14 protein-coding genes are annotated in these 16,638 nt (G+C 67.1%); 3 read left to right on the forward strand and 11 right to left on the reverse strand.

Annotated features, from left to right (window positions below; all coding sequences use genetic code 11):
- Positions 1-12 precede the first annotated feature (12 nt).
- From folK to CV023_RS14975, 6 genes are all read right to left on the reverse strand, one after another.
- Positions 13-948: a 2-amino-4-hydroxy-6-hydroxymethyldihydropteridine diphosphokinase gene (folK, locus tag CV023_RS14950; RefSeq protein ID WP_230747111.1), complete on the reverse strand. Its 936-nt coding sequence runs from the start codon at positions 946-948 to the stop codon at positions 13-15.
- On the reverse strand, positions 948-1,787 hold the full coding sequence (gene folP, locus CV023_RS14955) for a dihydropteroate synthase (protein WP_230747112.1): 840 nt from the start codon (positions 1,785-1,787) through the stop codon (positions 948-950). The genes folK and folP overlap by 1 nt, the downstream gene beginning before the upstream one ends.
- A 9-nt stretch (positions 1,788-1,796) precedes the next feature.
- On the reverse strand, positions 1,797-2,420 hold the full coding sequence (folE, locus tag CV023_RS14960; RefSeq protein WP_230747113.1) for a GTP cyclohydrolase I FolE: 624 nt from the start codon (positions 2,418-2,420) through the stop codon (positions 1,797-1,799).
- The gene (gene ftsH, locus CV023_RS14965) at positions 2,420-4,552 is read right to left on the reverse strand and encodes an ATP-dependent zinc metalloprotease FtsH (protein ID WP_230747116.1); all 2,133 of its coding nucleotides are present in this window, start codon (positions 4,550-4,552) and stop codon (positions 2,420-2,422) included. The genes folE and ftsH overlap by 1 nt, the downstream gene beginning before the upstream one ends.
- 154 nt (positions 4,553-4,706) lie before the next feature.
- Positions 4,707-5,258, reverse strand: coding sequence for a hypoxanthine phosphoribosyltransferase (hpt, locus tag CV023_RS14970; RefSeq protein WP_230747122.1), 552 nt, complete (start codon positions 5,256-5,258; stop codon positions 4,707-4,709).
- A 78-nt stretch (positions 5,259-5,336) separates the two neighbouring features.
- Entirely contained in the window at positions 5,337-6,566 is a 1,230-nt protein-coding gene (locus CV023_RS14975) for an MFS transporter (protein WP_230747123.1), read from the reverse strand.
- A 156-nt stretch (positions 6,567-6,722) separates the two neighbouring features.
- Between CV023_RS14975 and CV023_RS14980 the strand changes: the two genes are divergently transcribed.
- Complete coding sequence (locus CV023_RS14980) at positions 6,723-7,967, forward strand: amidohydrolase family protein (RefSeq protein WP_230747124.1); 1,245 nt, start codon at positions 6,723-6,725, stop codon at positions 7,965-7,967.
- Positions 7,968-7,980: 13 nt separating this feature from the next.
- Here the strand turns inward: CV023_RS14980 and tilS are convergent, their stop codons facing one another.
- Genes tilS through dacB form a run of 3 tightly spaced genes read right to left on the reverse strand, consistent with a single transcriptional unit; the run spans position 7,981 to position 11,436 of the window.
- Positions 7,981-9,021: a tRNA lysidine(34) synthetase TilS gene (gene tilS, locus CV023_RS14985; protein ID WP_230747132.1), complete on the reverse strand. Its 1,041-nt coding sequence runs from the start codon at positions 9,019-9,021 to the stop codon at positions 7,981-7,983.
- Positions 9,008-10,024 carry a zinc-dependent metalloprotease gene (locus CV023_RS14990; protein ID WP_230747137.1) on the reverse strand — a complete coding sequence of 339 codons (1,017 nt, stop codon included), beginning with the start codon at positions 10,022-10,024 and terminating at the stop codon, positions 9,008-9,010. The genes tilS and CV023_RS14990 overlap by 14 nt, the downstream gene beginning before the upstream one ends.
- Complete coding sequence (dacB, locus tag CV023_RS14995) at positions 10,021-11,436, reverse strand: D-alanyl-D-alanine carboxypeptidase/D-alanyl-D-alanine endopeptidase (RefSeq protein ID WP_230747144.1); 1,416 nt, start codon at positions 11,434-11,436, stop codon at positions 10,021-10,023. The genes CV023_RS14990 and dacB overlap by 4 nt, the downstream gene beginning before the upstream one ends.
- Before the next feature lie 105 nt (positions 11,437-11,541).
- Between dacB and CV023_RS15000 the strand changes: the two genes are divergently transcribed.
- Both CV023_RS15000 and CV023_RS15005 read left to right on the forward strand, forming a co-directional pair.
- On the forward strand, positions 11,542-12,030 hold the full coding sequence (locus CV023_RS15000) for an inorganic diphosphatase (protein ID WP_230747146.1): 489 nt from the start codon (positions 11,542-11,544) through the stop codon (positions 12,028-12,030).
- A gap of 245 nt (positions 12,031-12,275) precedes the next feature.
- Positions 12,276-12,920, forward strand: a complete 645-nt coding sequence (locus CV023_RS15005) for a VOC family protein (protein ID WP_230747148.1) — start codon at positions 12,276-12,278, stop codon at positions 12,918-12,920.
- Between the two features lie 215 nt (positions 12,921-13,135).
- Here the strand turns inward: CV023_RS15005 and CV023_RS15010 are convergent, their stop codons facing one another.
- Both CV023_RS15010 and CV023_RS15015 read right to left on the reverse strand, forming a co-directional pair.
- Positions 13,136-15,697: a PhoX family protein gene (locus CV023_RS15010; RefSeq protein WP_330166664.1), complete on the reverse strand. Its 2,562-nt coding sequence runs from the start codon at positions 15,695-15,697 to the stop codon at positions 13,136-13,138.
- A 177-nt stretch (positions 15,698-15,874) separates the two neighbouring features.
- A complete protein-coding gene (locus CV023_RS15015; protein ID WP_230747152.1) occupies positions 15,875-16,636 on the reverse strand; it encodes a CPBP family intramembrane glutamic endopeptidase in 762 nt (253 codons plus the stop codon).
- Positions 16,637-16,638 lie beyond the last annotated feature (2 nt).

Below are 16,638 nucleotides of genomic sequence, written 5' to 3' on the forward strand. Positions count from 1 at the left end.
CAGTCTGTCAGATCAGGGGTCCGTTGGTGAGGGCAGTTTCGTGATCTCCTGCCCGGAGAGCTCCGCGAGCACCGTGGTCAGCGGACGCCTGCCCGCAGGGGTGAGGATGCTCGTCTGCTCCTCGAGTTCGGCCCAGGGGGCGAGGACGAAGGCGCGTTCGTGGGCGCGCGGGTGCGGCAGGCTCAGCACCGCGGTGTCGAGGATCGTCTCATCCTCGCCTCTCCCGTATCGGATCAGGTCGATGTCGAGCGTGCGCGGCCCCCACCGCAGCTCCCGAGTCCTCCCGCAAGCGACTTCGATCCCCTGGGCGACGGCCAGCAGCTCGTGCGCCGTCAGGCTCGTCCTGACCAGAACGCCGAGGTTGTGGAAGTCGTTCTGCTCGACCCCGCCCCACGGGGCCGTGAGGTAGAGCGAGGACCGTGCGGTCACAGTGATCCGCGGGTGCCGGTCGAGAGCCTCGACGGCGAGTTCGAGAGTGTCCTTCGGATCGCCGAGGTTGGCCCCGAGATTGAGGTACGCCTCGGTCTCTGTGGGCACCTCGTCCACGGAGACGTCCACGGAGGCGTCCGCATCGCGAGCGCGTGAAACGCTGACGGAGACGTCGGCGAAGCTGCGTTGGATGGGGGCGCTGGGTTTGTGGACGACGACGTCGACCCGCTCGGCGAGGGTCAGGCAGTGCGTGGCGATGGTCTCGGCGAGTGTTTCGATGAGATCGAAGGTGTTGTCCTCGACGATGTGCGCGACGTCCTCGGCCAGCTCCCCGTAGTGGATGGTCTCGGCGATGTCGTCGCTGGCCGCGGCCGCAACCACCGAGGTGTGGAGGGTGACGTCGATGACGAAGTCCTGGCCATCGCGTTTCTCGAAGTCGAAGACCCCGTGGTTGCCGCGCACCCGCAGTCCGCGCAGCTCGATCCGGTCGGGTGCGTGCGGGTGCTTCTGCACGCCCATCAGGCCTGCACCCCGCGGGCATGCTCGGCCACGGCGGCAACGACCCGGCAGGCGATCGCCGAGGTGGCCGGTTCGTGGACGCGGACCGCCCAGGCCCCGGCCTGAGCCGCCAGGGTCGAGATCGCAGCGGTCGCCTGGTCCTTCGCGGCCTCCTCGGCGCGCTTCGGATCCTTCGGAGAGAGCAGGGTGGAGATGAAGCGCTTGCGGCTGGCGGCGACAAGGAGTCGGTGCTCGAGCACCGCGAACTCATCGAGGGCGGCCAGGATCTGCCAGTTGTGCTCGGCGTTCTTCGAGAACCCCAGGCCGGGATCGACGATGATGTTCTCCGTCTTCACCCCGACGGCGATGGCCTCGTCGATGCGCACACGCAGCTCGGCGATCACCTCGGCGACGACATCCTCGTAATGGAAGGTAGCGGCTGCCTGATCGAGGTAGCCGCGCCAATGCATGAGCACGACGGGGGCCGCGGTCTGCGCGGCCACGGACAGCATCGTCGGATCCGACTGTCCGGCGGAGACGTCGTTGATGATCTGGGCGCCGGCATCCAGCGAGGCTTCGGCGACCTTCGCCCGCATGGTGTCGACGCTTATCACGATGCCGGCAGCGGCGAGCTCTCTGACCACGGGGATGACTCGCCGCAGCTCCTCGGCCTCGTCGACGCGGACGGCTCCGGGGCGGGTGGACTCCCCGCCGACGTCGATGATGTCGGCACCGGCATCGAGGAGGTCGATCCCGTGAGCGATGGCCCGCTCATGATCGAACCAGCGTCCGCCGTCGGAGAAGGAGTCGGGCGTGACGTTGAGGACGCCCATGATCTTCGTGGGTTCGGGATTCGGCATCGGTGTCCACTACCCCCGCAGGATCAGGCTCATCGCTTCTGCTCGGGAGGCGGTCTCCCGCAGCTGGCCGCGGACGGCCGAGGTGATCGTCGAGGCTCCGGGTTTGCGGACCCCGCGCATGGTCATGCACAGGTGCTCGGCCTCGACGACGACGATCGCTCCGCGCGGTTCGAGGTGTTCGACCAGTGCGTCGGCGATCTGCGTGGTCAGCCGTTCCTGGACCTGCGGACGACGGGCGTAGATCTCGACGAGGCGGGCCAGCTTTGACAGGCCGGTGACCTTGCCCTGCTTGCTCGGGATGTAGCCGATGTGGGCGACGCCGTGGAAGGGCACGAGGTGGTGTTCGCACATCGAGTACAGGTCGATGTCGCGGACGAGGACCATCTCCTCGTGGCTGATGTCGAAGGTCACTCCGAGGACTTCGGAGGGATCGCGGTGGAGACCGGCGAAGACCTCCTCATAGGCGCGGGCGACTCGGGCGGGAGTCTCGAGCAGCCCCTCCCGGTCGGGATCCTCTCCGACGGCGATGAGGATCTCACGCACGGCGGCGGCGATCCGCGCCTGGTCGACCTTGTTCTCGTGCCCGGCGGGGGCCGTGCCGAGGCCGGCGGTCACCCCTTCGATATCGGCCATCAGATGCCGTTCCCTCTGTCGTCGTTCGGGTTGATCGGCCCGTTGGGGCCGGTCGGGCCTGTCGGGCCGTCGGGGCCGGTCGGTCCGCTCGGGTTCTCGGGAACGTGCGGACCGTTGACACCGGTGGGGCCCGCGCCCGGGATGTCGGTGGTGTCCACCTCGGCGCCGGTCGAGCCCTCACCTTCGGACTTGCCGTTGGCCGAGGGCGGCGGATCGATCGGACCGCGTTCGGAGACCGGACGATCGTCGTGGGCCAGCCACACCTCGCGGGTGGGACGCTTGACGACATCGGCGAAGATCGCCTCGAGGGCGGCCTGGTCGAGGGTCTCGCGTTCGAGCAGCTGGTAGGCCAGATTGTCGAGCACGTCGCGGTTGTGGGTCAGCGCCCAGTAGGCGTCGGCGTGGGCGGAGTCGACGATGGTCCTGACCTCGGCGTCGATCGAGGACAGGGTCGAATCCCCGTACTCGTCTCCCCCGCCGTAGCCGCGGCCGGCGAAGGGCTCGGACTGGTCGTCGCCGATCTTGACCATGCCCAGCTTCTCGCTCATGCCGTACTGGGTGACCATCTTGCGGGCGATGCCCGTGGCCTTCTCGATGTCGTTGCTGGCTCCGGTGGTCGGGTCGTGGAAGACGATCTCCTCGGCCACGCGCCCGCCCATGGCGTAGGCGAGCTGGTCGAGCAGCTCATTGCGCGTCGTCGAGTACTTGTCCTCGCTCGGCAGCACCATGGTGTAGCCCAGGGCCCGACCGCGCGGAAGGATCGTCACCTTCGTGACCGGATCCGTCTGGTTCATCGCCGCCGCGACCAGGGCGTGACCGCCCTCATGGTAGGCGGTGACGAGGCGTTCCTTGTCGTTCATCAGGCGGGTCCGCTTCTGGGGTCCGGCGATGACGCGGTCGATGGCCTCATCCAAGATCCGGTTGTCGATGACCTTCGCGTTCTCACGGGCGGTCAGCAGGGCCGCCTCGTTGAGCACGTTGGCCAGATCGGCACCGGAGAATCCGGGGGTGCGCTTGGCGATCTGCCCGAGATCGACTTCCTCGGCCAGGGGTTTGTCCGCGGCATGGACCTCGAGGATGTGCTTGCGGCCCTTCATGTCCGGGGCTTCGACGGGAATCTGCCGGTCGAAGCGGCCCGGGCGCAGCAGCGCCGGGTCGAGGACATCGGGGCGGTTGGTCGCGGCGATGAGGATGACATTGGTCTTGACGTCGAAGCCGTCCATCTCAACGAGGAGCTGGTTGAGCGTCTGCTCGCGTTCGTCGTGGCCGCCGCCCATGCCGGCGCCGCGCTGGCGGCCGACGGCGTCGATCTCGTCGATGAAGATGATGCAGGGGGCGTTGGTCTTGGCCTGTTCGAACAGGTCGCGGACGCGGGAGGCGCCGACGCCGACGTACATCTCGACGAAGTCGGAGCCGGAGATCGAGTAGAAGGGCACTCCGGCCTCACCGGCCACGGCCTTCGCGAGCAGGGTCTTACCGGTGCCCGGCTGGCCATAGAGGAGCACGCCCTTGGGGATCTTCGCACCGACAGCCTTGAACTTCTCGGGCTCGGCGAGGAATTCCTTGATCTCCTCGAGCTCTTCGAGAGCCTCGTCGACTCCGGCCACGTCCTTGAACGTGACGTCGGGGTTCTCCTTGTTGACGAGCTTGGCCTTCGACTTGCCGAAGTTCATCATCTTCCCGCCCGACATCTGGGAGATGAGGAACCAGAAGACAACGAAGATGATGACGAAAGGGATGAGGGTTCCCAGCAGGGACATCAGCCAGGACTGCTTAGGCACCTCGTCGGTGAATCCCTTGTCCGGGCTCGCGGAGTCGACGGCCTTGACGACCTGCTCACCGCGCTGCTCGACGTAGAAGAACTGGACCTTCTTGCCGAAGTCCTGGTCGCCGACCTTAAAGTCCTCTTTGAGGGTGAGGTCGACGCGCTGGTCCTTGTCGACGATCTTGGCCTGCTCGACCTTGTCGTCGCCCAGCAGATCCAGACCCTGTTCGGTGTCGATCTGGCTGAACCCGACCCGGCTGAAGAGCAACGCCCCGATGGACACCACCAGCAGGGCCATCACGATCCAGATCAACGGCCCCTTCGTCGCCTTGTTGAGCAGTGGGCGACGCTTGTTCGACTCGGCCATAAGTCCTCTCAGGAAAAAGATGTGGGCAACCGCTTCAGGCTACCGAGGCTGCCTGGGAACATCCCCCACAGCCTAGTCCCTGTCACCGGTATAGCCCGAATGGGACCGGCGTTGTTACCGGTCCCAGCGGATCCGATTGCGCTCTCGACGTAATTCAGCTGTAGACGTGCTGCGCCAAGGTCGCGACGAAGGGAACGTTGCGATACTTTTCGGCGTAGTCGAGGCCGTAGCCGATGACGAACTCGTTGGGGACGTCGAAGCCGACGTACCTGACGTCGATGTCGACCTTGACGGCCTCGGGCTTGCGCAGCATCGTGCAGATCTCCACGGTCGCCGCCCCGCGGGTGCGCAGGTTCTGGACCAGCCAGGACAGGGTCAGACCGGAGTCGATGATGTCCTCGACGATGAGCACATGGCGGCCGGTGAGATCGGTGTCGAGGTCTTTGAGGATGCGCACGACGCCGGAGGACTTCGTCCCGGAGCCGTAGGAGGACACGGCCATCCAGTCCATCGTCACCGGGGAGTGCAGGGCCCGGGCCAGATCGGCCATGACCATGACCGCGCCCTTGAGGACGCCGACGAGGAGGATGTCCTTGTCCTTGTAGTCTTCATCGATGGCGGCGGCCAGCTCAACGAGTCGTGCGGCTATCTGTTCTTCCGAGACGAGTACCTGGTCGATGTCACTGCCGAGATCGTTGATGTCCACTGCGGTCGATTCTCCTCGTATGGGGTGGGTGTGCCTCCATTATGGGTCACCGACGACCCGCCGTGCCACCGCGGAGGGTCACAGTGTGAGTTCCTCGTCGACCGAACCGGGGGATGCGGCGAGGAATCCGGTCACGCCCATGAGCGTCGAGACTCCGACCATGAACCACAGCGGCACCGCCCATCCCCCGCTGAGACCGAGTAGTCCGCCCACGGCGAGCGGGCCGATAGCGGCGAGGATGTAGCCGGAGGACTGCACGAAGGCGGAGGTGCGAGCGGTCACCGAGACCTCGCGGGTTCGCCCGGTGATGAGGGCGAGTGCGGCCGGGAAGGCGAAGCCGCCGTAGGAGAGGAGGATCGCCCACAGCGCGGGGACCGCGGTCGGGGCCAGCAGCAGGCCCGTGTATCCGATGACGGCGCTGAGAGAGAAGCTGAGGAGGAAGAAGCGCGGCAGGATGCCGCGCATGATGATCTGCGGGGCGAGGAAGCCGCCGGGAATCCCGCCGAGGGTGACGATCGTGAGCATGATGCCCGCGGCCACCGGATCGAGGCCCGCGTCCCGGTAGATCTGCGGCAGCCACCCGAATTGGACGTAGGCGTTGACGGACTGGAGCCCGAAGAACATGGCCATGTACCGGGCCTTGGAGGAGGTGTATATGTGGCGCCGAGGCGACCCTGCGGCATCCGTCTCGGGCGCGCTCGCGCGCAGGTTGGGCACCGATCCGGCCAGCCTGAGCACGGTCCAGGAAAGCAGAGCGCAGGCGGGCAGGAGCACCCAGAAGCCGAGACCGAAGCGCCAGTCCTCGAAGTGTCCGGCGATGGGGGCGGTGAGGAAGGCGGGGAACATCGAGCCCAGGCCCAGCGAGACTGTGAAGGCGGTGGCGCCGAGTCCGGCGCGGTCGGGGAAGCGGGTCTTGACGAACACCGGCAGGATGACGTTGCCCAGCGACATTCCGGCCAGGGCGAGGACGGTCAGCGCGGCGAATCCGACCCAGTCGCCGACGAGCACCCGGGCGCCGACGCCGAGGGTGATGAGCGAACAGGCGATGACGAGGGAGGTGAAGAGGCCGACCCGGCGCAGCAGCGGCACGGCGAGGAATCCGCAGATCGCGAACACGAGCCCCGGCAGCGCGGTGAGCAGCCCCGTCTGCCATTCGACCAGGGCAAAGGCGGACTTGACCTCTGAGAGCACCGGGCCCAGTGAAGAGGCGGCGGGACGCAGCGAACAGGCGATGAGGATGAGGGTAAGCAGCGCCAGCGCATCGAGCCCCCGCCCGGTGCGGGGTGCTGCGGTGGGCTCAGTGGTCATGGCCTCATCCTTTCAGACGGTTCGGTGTCGGTTCGCACCCGGACCGGCGGAGGTGCCCATCCGGAACTGTGGAGGTGCGCCGGGCGTCCCTTCCGAGGCGAGCTTCAATGGTATACCGTTTAAGCGACCGCCTGTCCCCGCTCGAAGGATGCCGCCATGACCCTGCTGACGAACGTCCGCCTGTTTTCCCGTCGGCCCGATGATCAGGCCGTCGATGTGGAGATCGCCGCTGGGCGGATCTCCGGCATCACCGCCTCGGCGGGATCGCCGGTTGAGACTGCCGGCGAGACCATCGACGGCGGGGGCAGGCTGCTGCTGCCCAGCCTCGGCGACGTCCATGCTCATCTCGATTCGAACCGGATGGGTCAGACCTTCCGTCCGCACACCGCCGATGGGACCCTGCACGGGTACATCATGAACGATCGGGAGAACTGGCGCGGCGGCGAGCGCAGCGTCCGCGATCAGGCGGCCTTTGCGATCGGGGCGATCATCGCCTCCGGCGGCACGCGGATCCGATCGCATGCGCAGGTCGACGCCGACTGCGGTCTCGAGCGCTTCCGTGGGGTCCGTGATGCCCTGGCCGATCATTCCGATGTCCTCGACTCGCAGCTCGTCGCCTTCCCGCAGGCCGGGATCGTGTCCGAGAAGGGGGTGCGGGATCTCCTCGATGCGGCACTGTCCGAAGGCGCCGATCTCGTCGGCGGACTCGATCCGCTGCTCTATGATCGGGATCCCGTGGCCCACCTCGACGTGGTCTTCGCTCTGGCCGAGAAGCACGCGGCAGGCGTCGACATCCACCTCCATGAGGGCGGCAGCGCCGGCGTGTTCTCGATGGAGGAGATCGCCGCCCGGACGAAGTCCCTGGCGATGGAAGGCCGGGTGACGATCTCCCACGCCTTCGCCCTGAGTTCGAACCCCGAATCGGAGGTTCGCCGCGTGATCGAACTCCTCGCCGAGGCGGGCATCTGCCTGACCACGGTGGCTCCTGCCAAGAGCGTCCTGCCGCAGACGCTGCTGACAGAGAACCGGGTGGCCCTCGGCCTCGGAGAGGACGGGCAGCGCGACTACTGGAGCCCTTACGGCGACGGGGATCTGCTGCGGCGGACCTGGCAGCTGGCCTTCACGAACGGGTTCCGGGCCGATGCCGCTATCGAGCACTGCCTCGACATCGCCTCCCGGGGCGGCGCCCAGGTGATGGCCGGGGCCAGACCCGACGGCTCCACACTGACCGAGGATGCCAGGTTCGGGCTGGCCGTCGGCGCCCCCGCGGACTTCATGCTCGTCGATGCCGATACGGTCACCTCGGCGATCATGGACTGCCCGACGGACCGTGACGTTTACAAGGCGGGTCGGCTGATCGCCTCGGGCGGACGGCTGCTCGGCGGGCTGCGCCTGGACTGACGAGGCGAGAGTCTCAGCGGGCCTTGGCGGCGAGCTGAAACCGCAGTCGGGATCCGGCGATGATGACCTCGGTGTCCCCGGGCAGGGACAGCCGGCCCCGCTTTCCCGCTCTGATCAGGGCGGAGAGTTCGGCGATGCGTTGGGCCCCGAAGCTCTGGGCCGGAACGCCGAGGGAGGTCAGCCAGTCGCGCAGCACTCGGGTGAGGATCGCCTCGGGCAGGGCGGTGAGCCGTTCGAGAGGGATCTCGGAGTGTCCGCGCAGTTCGGCTGCGTCCTCCTCGGCGATGGAGTCGAGGCAGTCGGCATCGGTCCGGCACAGTTCGGCGGTGCGGGAGAGGTTCGCGGTGATCGGCTGCCCGAGTTCGGTCTCGAGCCGGGCGAGGAGTCGGCGGGTGCGCACCCGCGCAAAGGACTCGTCCTCGTTCATCGGGTCGTCCCACACGGTGATGTTCTGTGCCGCACACGAAGCGGTGGTCTCGGCCCGGGTCAGGCCGAGCAGGGGACGCAGCAGCGCCCCCGTGCGCGGGGCCATTCCGGCCAGGGACCGAGTGCCGGAGCCGCGCATGAGTCCGAGCAGCACGGTCTCGGCCTGGTCGCTCTGGGTGTGCGCGGTGAGGATCCATCTCGCCCCGGCCCGTGAGCGCGCCGCCTCGAGGGCTGCGTAGCGGACGTCCCGGGCGGCCGCCTCGAGGCCTACGGTGCCGGCGTCGACGGAGACGGTGCTGATCTCTGCGGGCACACCCCAGGATTCGGCGGTGGCGAGGACACGGCGGGCCACCTCGGCGGAACCGGTCTGCAGTCCGTGGTCGACGGTCACCGCGCGGGCCTCGCACTCCCCGCGGCGGTGGAGGAAGGCGCAGGCGTGGAGCAGGGCCATCGAGTCCGCTCCCCCGGACACGGCGAGGATGATGCGTGGCGGGGCACCGGTCCCGGGTCCGACTTCGCTTGCGTTCACCTCGGCCAGCAGGGCGCGCACGGCATTGCGGATGGCGCTGCTGGCGGGGTCGAGGCTCGGACGGCGAGGCGGCGGGCCGGGTGTCTCAGCCGTGGACACGGTCAAGCCACAGGCGTGGGGTCTGGATCTCCGCGCTCGTCGGAAGATTGCGCACCGAGGCGTAGATGGCCGAGAACCCGGTCTGGCCGACCTCGCGGCGGACTGCGCGGACGAACTTCGCCCCGTCGCGGTACTGCGCGAGCTTGAGATTCAGGCCCAGCAGATTGGACAGGAATCCGCCCTGTCCGGCGTCGCGGCGGGCCTCGAACTTCCGGCGCAGCTTCCGCACGCTCGGGATCACTTCGATGCCGACCTCGTCCATGACGACGTCGGCGTGGCCTTCGAGGAGGCTGAGTATCGCCGAGGCCTCATCGAGGGCTTCACGCATGTCCTCATCGCGGATGAGGTCGACCATGCTGGCCTCGCCCTTGACGATCCGGCCGAGGGTGGCGAAGAGATCCGCGACGCCTCCGATCCCGGAGACCTTGAGCGGGGTGGCGACGACGCGGGAGAGCAGGGTGCGCATGTGCTCGCGCAGCCAGGGTGCGGTGGCGAACTGGACCTGGTGGGTCGCCTCGTGGAGGGCCACCCACATCCGGAAGTCACGCGGGTCGACGTTCATCGCCTCCTCGGCGATGAGCACTGCCGGGGCGACGAACATCAGGCGTCCGGTCTCGACGGCGAAGGGGTCGAATTGGCCGAGCACCCTGGTCGAAAGCAGCGAGAGGACTCCGGCGAGTTCGACGGCCGCGCCTTTCGCCGTGGCCGGACCGACCGGGGCCGGCAGGGCACCCGGTTCGACCATGCCGTTGATCGACTGCGCGTTCGCCTTAACCCAGCCGAGCTGGTCGAGGACGAGCACGGAACCTGCGGCCAGGCGCGAGCGCACGTCATCGGCGTGCTCGGGTGTCAGCAGGAAGGAGTCGAGGACGAGGTCCTGGGCGGTCAGCGCATTGTCCTTGAGTCCGGCGACCAGCTGGTCGAGTTCGTCCGGGTCCGGGACCTTCGCGGTGGGCACGAGTTCGCGGGCGGTGCGGGCGGCGAACTTCTCGTCGATGATCATCGGCACCCGCAGTTCGCGAGCACGGTGACGACATCGTCGACGGTCTTTCTGGCTTCCAAGATCCTGTCCTTGTCCACATCGTCGATCTGCAGGGAGAAGACGAGATAGCGCCCTTCGGCGTCGAGCACCCCGCCGGCCAGGGAGGTCACGGTCGAGAGCGTGCCCGTCTTCGCGTGCACGGTGCCGGCGGCGTTCTCGTCCTCGGTCAGCCGCTCGGTCAGCGTTCCTGTCAGTCCGCCGACCGGGAAGTAGCTGATCAGCCCGGCAAGGGAGTCATCGGCGACCACCGAGGCCTGGAGGATCGTCGTCAGGTCGTGCGGGCTGATCCGGTTCTCGTAGGACAGCCCGGAAGTGTCTTCGAGATGGATGGTGCCCAGGTCCAGGGAATCGCCGAGGGCGGCAAGCACCGCTTCGGGTCCGGCCTCGATGCTGCCGGGTTCGCCCTGGGCGATGGCGACCTCGTTGCCGAGCACCTCGGCGACGACGTTGTCACTGTGCACGAGCGCGAATTCGACGATCTCGGAGAGCGTCGCCGATTCCACCTCGGCGAGGGGCTCTGCATTCTCATCCGCGGCCTGTTCGCCTGCGTCGCTGCTGTCGGTGACCGTGATTCCGGCCTTCTTCAGCTCCTTCTCGAAGGTGGAGAAGGCGTCCTTGGCGGGCTTGTCGCTGCGGCCGCGCCATGCACGGTCCTTGCTGCCGACGTAGCCGGAGTCGACCATCAGCGGCTGGATCGGGGTGATCACGCCCTTGGCGATGTCCGCCCGCTCCCAGCCGGGACTGAAGTCTTCCCCCGAGTACCGGGACGTATCCAGGTTGAGGGCCACCTCGGCGACGTTCTTGCTTTTCAGGGACTCAGCGGTCTGCTCAGCCAGGGTCTTCAGTCCGCCGTGGCCGTTGACGGAACCGGGGTCGGACTCCCCCGCGGACAGCAGCGGGTCCCCGCCGCCGGTCAGGGTCACCGTGTCGGTGGAGGCGTCGAAGCTCGTCGTGGTCTTCAGCCGCGCCTGACCGCCGATGGTCTCAAGGGCGGCGGCCGCGGTGAGCACCTTCGTCACGGACGCCGGGGTGCGCGCCTTGGTTTCGTCCTTCGCGTAGAGGACGTCATCGCTGAGCCCATCGCGGACTTCGATGCCGAAGCCCTTGACCTTCGCGTCCTTGAGGATCGCGTCGACCTCCTCGGGGATCTTCGTCGGTGTGGGAGCGGAATCGTCGACCGCCGAGGCCGGCGCCGGGACCTCCTTGCCGGTGGCATCGGGGGTGGGCACGGCCTGGACCTCGATGGCGGGGTCGGTGGTGAGGAACCCGGGCATCCCGGGGACGAGATCATAGGCGTCGACGACGGTGTAGGCGCCCAGGGCCAGGACCAAGATGCCGGCGGTGACGACGGCGCCTGTCTTCTTGCGTTTCAAACGCGAGCTCCCGTTCTTCTGACCGCATTCCGGTCGCTGTGCTCATCGGTGGTGGGGACTTGTAAGCTCTATTCTAGTGATGCACGCCTAGCTTGAAGGAGCACTATGGAACTCTTGGCCACGATCGAGATCCCGCGCGGTTCGCGCAACAAGTACGAAGTCGATCATGAGACCGGTCGGGTGAAGCTCGACCGCTACCTCTACACGTCGATGCAGTACCCCGCCGACTACGGCTTCATCGAGGACACCCTCGGCAATGACGGCGACCCTCTCGACGTGCTCGTGCTGCTGACCGAGCCGCTGTTCCCCGGCGTGCTCGTCGACGTCCGGCCCATCGGCATGTTCCAGATGGAGGACGAGGCAGGCGGCGACGACAAGGTCCTCGCCGTTCCCGCCGGCGATCCCCGCTGGGAGGGCTTCGGCGACATCGGCGATGTCGACAAGTTCACCCTCGACTCGATCGAGCACTTCTTCACCCGGTACAAAGATCTCGAGCCCGGCAAGTTCGTCAAGGGATCGAGCTGGGTCGGCCGTGAGGCCGCCGAGGCCGAGGTCAACGCCTCGATCGAGCGCTTCAAGGCCGAGGGGCACTGAGGCTCGACACGCCCAGCCGCGACCGCTGAGTCGCGGTTGGCGCAGTGACACCTGCGTAGCGCTGTTCGCGCTGCGACGACCGCCCGGACGTTGAACGTCCGGGCGGTTTTCTGTTTTGCGCCGGCTGTGGGCGCGTCTCGGGTGCGGCGCGGTCGTGGCCTCGGGGTGTGCGGCCGTGGTCTCGATCACAATTTCTTAGGTGAGCCTAATGGGAAGTGTGAGCCAGGTTATGCGATTGTCGAGTCATGAAACTCGATCATGTGTCATTCGCCAGTGAACCCGATGGCTACCAGGCAACGGCCGAGAGGATCTCGGAGCGGCTCGGTGTGGTTCCCTACGACGGCGGTGTGCATCCTCGATTCGGCACCAGAAATCTGATCTTCCCCCTCGCGAACGGCCACTACCTCGAAGTCGTCGAAGCCTTGGAGCACCCGGCCGCGCTGTCAACACCCTTCGGTCAGGCGGTTCGGGCGCGGTCCGAACTCGGCGGCGGCTGGATGGGCTGGTGTGTTTCGGTCGATGACCTCACCGAAGTCGAGACCCGCCTTGAACGCAAGGCAGTCGACGGCAACCGCACACCGGAGACCGGCCTCGAGCTCAGGTGGCTGCAGATCGGAGTCAAGGGGCTCATCGCCGATCCCCAGCTCCCGTTCTTTATCAAGTGGTCCGCCGACTCGTCCCAGCACCCTTCGTCCCACAAGACCAACGGGGCGGTGGCCATCGACACCCTGCAGATCGCCGGCGATCGCGATCGCCTCCGCGACTGGCTGGGCACCCAGGACGCCAAGCCGATTCCCGAGATCCACATCGACTGGTCCGCACCCCACGGCACTCCGGGCATCATGTCGGTGAGCTTCGAGACGCAACACAACGGCCTCGTCACCATCTGAGCCGTCTGAGGTCCGGTTCCGAGGCCCGCAGACCGGGACTCACGCGTCCCTCACTGTCCGCAGCGCCGGAGAACTCAACCCAACAAGCAAGTTCAGGACGATCCGTGCGGGATTCTATAGTCAGATTCCGCACGGATCGTCCTGAACTTGTCTTCAGCGACTGATCCGATCGTCAGACTGCTCCATTCGGCCACATGGCCGGCAGACTGGCAGGGTCACTCGCCAGTAGTCTCGTCCTCGAACTGAGTGTCCGCTCCGCCTTCGGCTTCGCCTGCCTTCTTGCGCTTCATGTGCGCGGCGGTGGCCATAGCACCGCCGGCGGCCAGCAGACCCGCACCGCCGCCGAGCAGCGGAAGCGTGCTGTCCGAACCGGTCCACGGCAATTCGCCGCCGTCCGAGCCGCCGGAACTCGAACCTCCGCCGTTCGAGCCTCCTCCGGAGCCTCCGCTCGCGTTCCCGCCGGAACCCGAACCTGAACCGCCCGAACCGCCCGAACCCGAGCCGCCGGAGCTGCTCGATCCGTCCGAGTTCGATGCCGCGCCCGCAGCGGCGGCATCCTTCGCGCCGTCCTGTGAGCCGGCCTTCGAACCGGTGCTGTCGGCAGACGAACCGTCCTTCGACCCGTCGTCACCGCCGGATTCGTTCGCAGACCCGTCCTTGTCGGCCGAGCCGCCGTCGGCACCGTCGGACCCGTCCGCGTCGGCGTCCTTGTCATCCGGGTCCTCCGGCGGATCGGTCGGGGTCTCGCCGCTGCCCTTGATCACCTGCACGACCGTGGGCCGCGGGAGGGCTGCCTTGCCGCCATCGACGTCGGTCTCGTCGACGTAGTCGGGGAACTGCGAGTGCTGATCGGACCATTCGCCGTCTTCGCCGGGGTGCTGGACGGCGACGAACGCCGAGGCGTAGGAGTCGTGGACGAGCGGTCCGCAGACTTCGGCCTCACGCGGCACGGAGAGGAACTGCTCGACGCGTCCGCGCTGGTCACCGTCGATCGTGACCTTGAACAGCCCATCGCAGTAGCCGATGCCGTCTGGGGCGCCGTCGGTCGAGATCCACAGGTTGCCTGCGGAGTCGAAGGCGACGTTGTCGGGGCACGAGATCGGCGAGACCTGATCGACGGGGAATCCCGAGAAGTAGGTCTGATCGCCCTGCTTCGGGTCTCCGCAGACCATCAGCAGGGTCCAGTCGAATTCGGTCCCGGTGTGGTCTCCCCCGCGTTCGGTGATCTCGACGATGTGGCCGTCGCGGTTCTCCGTCCGCGGATTGGCCTCGTCGACTCCGGCCTTGCCTTCGGTGCCGCGGGCGTCGTTGTTCGTGCACGCCACGTAGATCTTGCCGTTGACCGGGTTGGGTTCGACATCCTCGCAGCGGTCCATCTTCGTCGGCCCCACCTTGTCGGCGGCCAGACGGGTGTGCACGAGCACCTCGGCGACGGACATGCCCGCCACCTGCGACTTGCCGCCCTTGATCAGCGGCAGCCACTTTCCGGATCCGTCGAACTCCCCGTCGGAGGGCACGGCACCGGAGCCGTCGATCTCGTCCTTCGGCGAGTTTCCGGTGAACTTCGCGACGAACAGGTCACCCTCGGTCAGCAGGGTGAGGTTGTGGTCGAGATCGCCCTCGACGTACTTGCCCTTCGAGACGAACTTGTAGAGGTAGTCGAACTTCTCGTCGTCGCCCATATAGGCCACGGCCTGCCCGGATTCGGCGATGCGGACATTGGCGCCCTCGTGCTTGAGACGGCCCATGTTCGTGTGCTTGCGGGGTGTGGAGTCCGGGTTGCGGGGGTCGACTTCGACGATCCACCCGAACCGGTTGGCCTCATTGGCGTATCCGGCATTGTTCGTGTCGAAGCGGTCTTCATCGGCCTCCCAGCCGTTGGCCGATTCCTCATCGGCAAGTCCGTAGCGCTTGTCCGCCGCCGAGGTGCCCGGCGCCCGGAAGTAGGAGTTGAAGTTCTCCTCGCCGGAGAGCAGGGTGCCCCAGGGAGTCAGCCCGCCCGAACAGTTGCCCAGGGTGCCCTGCGCCTTGTCGCCGTTCGGGTAGTCCTTGGTGCGCAGCAGATCGGATCCGGCGGCGGGGCCGGTGAAGGCGTATTCGGTGTCGATGAGGAAGCGCCGATTGTGCTTGCCGTTGACATCGACCTTCCACGGGGACTTCTCGTCGTCGCGGACCAGGTCGATGACGGTCAGGCCGTGGGCGTTGCGGCTGATCTCCCGCTGCGTGGCCGCATCCATCGACTCGGGGTACATGATCGCGTCGTTCGTGTATTCCTGGTTGGCGAAGAGGATCGCCGTGTTGCCGTCGCCGTCCTCGTCGACCTGGATCGAGAGGTAGTCGTTGTTGTAGCCGAACTGGCGGCGCTGGGCCTCGACGCTCTGGTTCTCGGGGTCGAACTTCGGTGCGTCCGGGAACAGGGGGTCGCCCCAGCGGACGATCGGATGCCAGGAGTAGCCGTCGGGGACGATGAACTTGTCGACTTCGTGCTGGACCGGATCGATCGCGGTGAAGTCGAGGCTGCCGCCCGCGGTGCCGGCTGCTGCGGCGGCCTGTGCGCTGGGGCTCGGTGCCGTGGTCACGGCGACGGCGAGCGCACCGGCCGCGGAGACGCCCAGCATGGCGCGTCGCGAGAGCTGGGCTCCCACGATGTCACGGAAGTAGCCGTTGGCGGAGGTGTTGCAGGTGGCCTTGATGCAGGCGTTTCCGCACTTGAGTGCGCAGGTGACGGGGCTTCGCTTTCCCTTCACATGGCCGGCCATGGGCAGAAGTTCACGCATCGATTATCTCCTCGCAACGGTTCTGGTGAGTCACTCGATCGAGACTTCCAGCGTCAACTTGCCCGGGCGCTACCCGTCGGTGAACCGTGAGTGAATCCCCGCGGAGCAGTAGATTTCGTCAGGGAAACTTTGTCTAAAGCCTCAGCGGCGTCGGGCTCGCCGATTTCGTCTATAGCTTCAGCGACTGTCGACGAGGGTGAGCACGCCGGGAACGAGGAAGCCGACCGCGTCGATGATGAAGTGCGCCCACACGAGCGGCATCAGCCGCCCCCGGCGCATGAAGTACCAGCCGAAGATGAGACCCATCGCGACGTTGCCGATGAATGGCCCGATCCCCTGATACAGGTGATAGCTGGCGCGGAAGACTGCAAGGCCGATGATGATCGTCCACGGCCCGTACCCGAGCCGGCGCAGGCGTTCGGCGCCGAAGCCGAAGATGATGACCTCTTCGAGGATGCCGTTCTTCGCGGCCGCGAGGAGGAGCACCGGAACCGTCCACCAATGGTCGCCGAGGTTGGCCGGCTGAACCTCGGCGGTGATCCCGAGTGCCCTGCCGCCCGCGTAGACCCCGAGGGTGCCGATGCCGATGATGAGGAAGATCAGCGTGCCCTGACCGAGGTCCCGGACCCGGTGACCGTCGACGCCGAGGCGGGCGCTCAGGTGCCCGGCGCCCTGGTCCCTGGTCAGCAGGTAGAGGGCGAGGGCGACGGGCACCAGGGTGAAGCCGATGTCGAACAGCTGGTAGATCAGGTCGAAGCCGGGCCGCGGGTTCAGCGAGGTGTTGAGCTTGGCCTGGGCATCGCTGATCGGCCCGCGGGTGGAGATGTCGGCAAGCCGGACGATCGCGTAGATCGCCGACTGACCCAGCGACAGCGCCGCAACGAGACCGAGCTCGAACCACAGGCGCTTCTTCTCCTGGGGTTCGAGCTCGGTCATCATGG

It is taken from the genome of Brevibacterium sp. CCUG 69071 (genome assembly GCF_021023135.1).
Classification (GTDB): Bacteria; Actinomycetota; Actinomycetes; order Actinomycetales; family Brevibacteriaceae; genus Brevibacterium.

Coding starts and splice junctions, on each gene's coding strand:
- folK (WP_230747111.1), bottom strand. CDS start 948: ATGGGCGTGCAGAAGCACCCGCACGCACCCGACCGGATCGAGCTGCGC.
- folP (WP_230747112.1), bottom strand. CDS start 1,787: ATGCCGAATCCCGAACCCACGAAGATCATGGGCGTCCTCAACGTCACG.
- folE (WP_230747113.1), bottom strand. CDS start 2,420: ATGGCCGATATCGAAGGGGTGACCGCCGGCCTCGGCACGGCCCCCGCC.
- ftsH (WP_230747116.1), bottom strand. CDS start 4,552: ATGGCCGAGTCGAACAAGCGTCGCCCACTGCTCAACAAGGCGACGAAG.
- CV023_RS14975 (WP_230747123.1), bottom strand. CDS start 6,566: ATGACCACTGAGCCCACCGCAGCACCCCGCACCGGGCGGGGGCTCGAT.
- CV023_RS14980 (WP_230747124.1), top strand. CDS start 6,723: ATGACCCTGCTGACGAACGTCCGCCTGTTTTCCCGTCGGCCCGATGAT.
- CV023_RS14990 (WP_230747137.1), bottom strand. CDS start 10,024: ATGATCATCGACGAGAAGTTCGCCGCCCGCACCGCCCGCGAACTCGTG.
- CV023_RS15000 (WP_230747146.1), top strand. CDS start 11,542: ATGGAACTCTTGGCCACGATCGAGATCCCGCGCGGTTCGCGCAACAAG.
- CV023_RS15005 (WP_230747148.1), top strand. CDS start 12,276: ATGAAACTCGATCATGTGTCATTCGCCAGTGAACCCGATGGCTACCAG.
- CV023_RS15010 (WP_330166664.1), bottom strand. CDS start 15,697: ATGCGTGAACTTCTGCCCATGGCCGGCCATGTGAAGGGAAAGCGAAGC.
- CV023_RS15015 (WP_230747152.1), bottom strand. CDS start 16,636: ATGATGACCGAGCTCGAACCCCAGGAGAAGAAGCGCCTGTGGTTCGAG.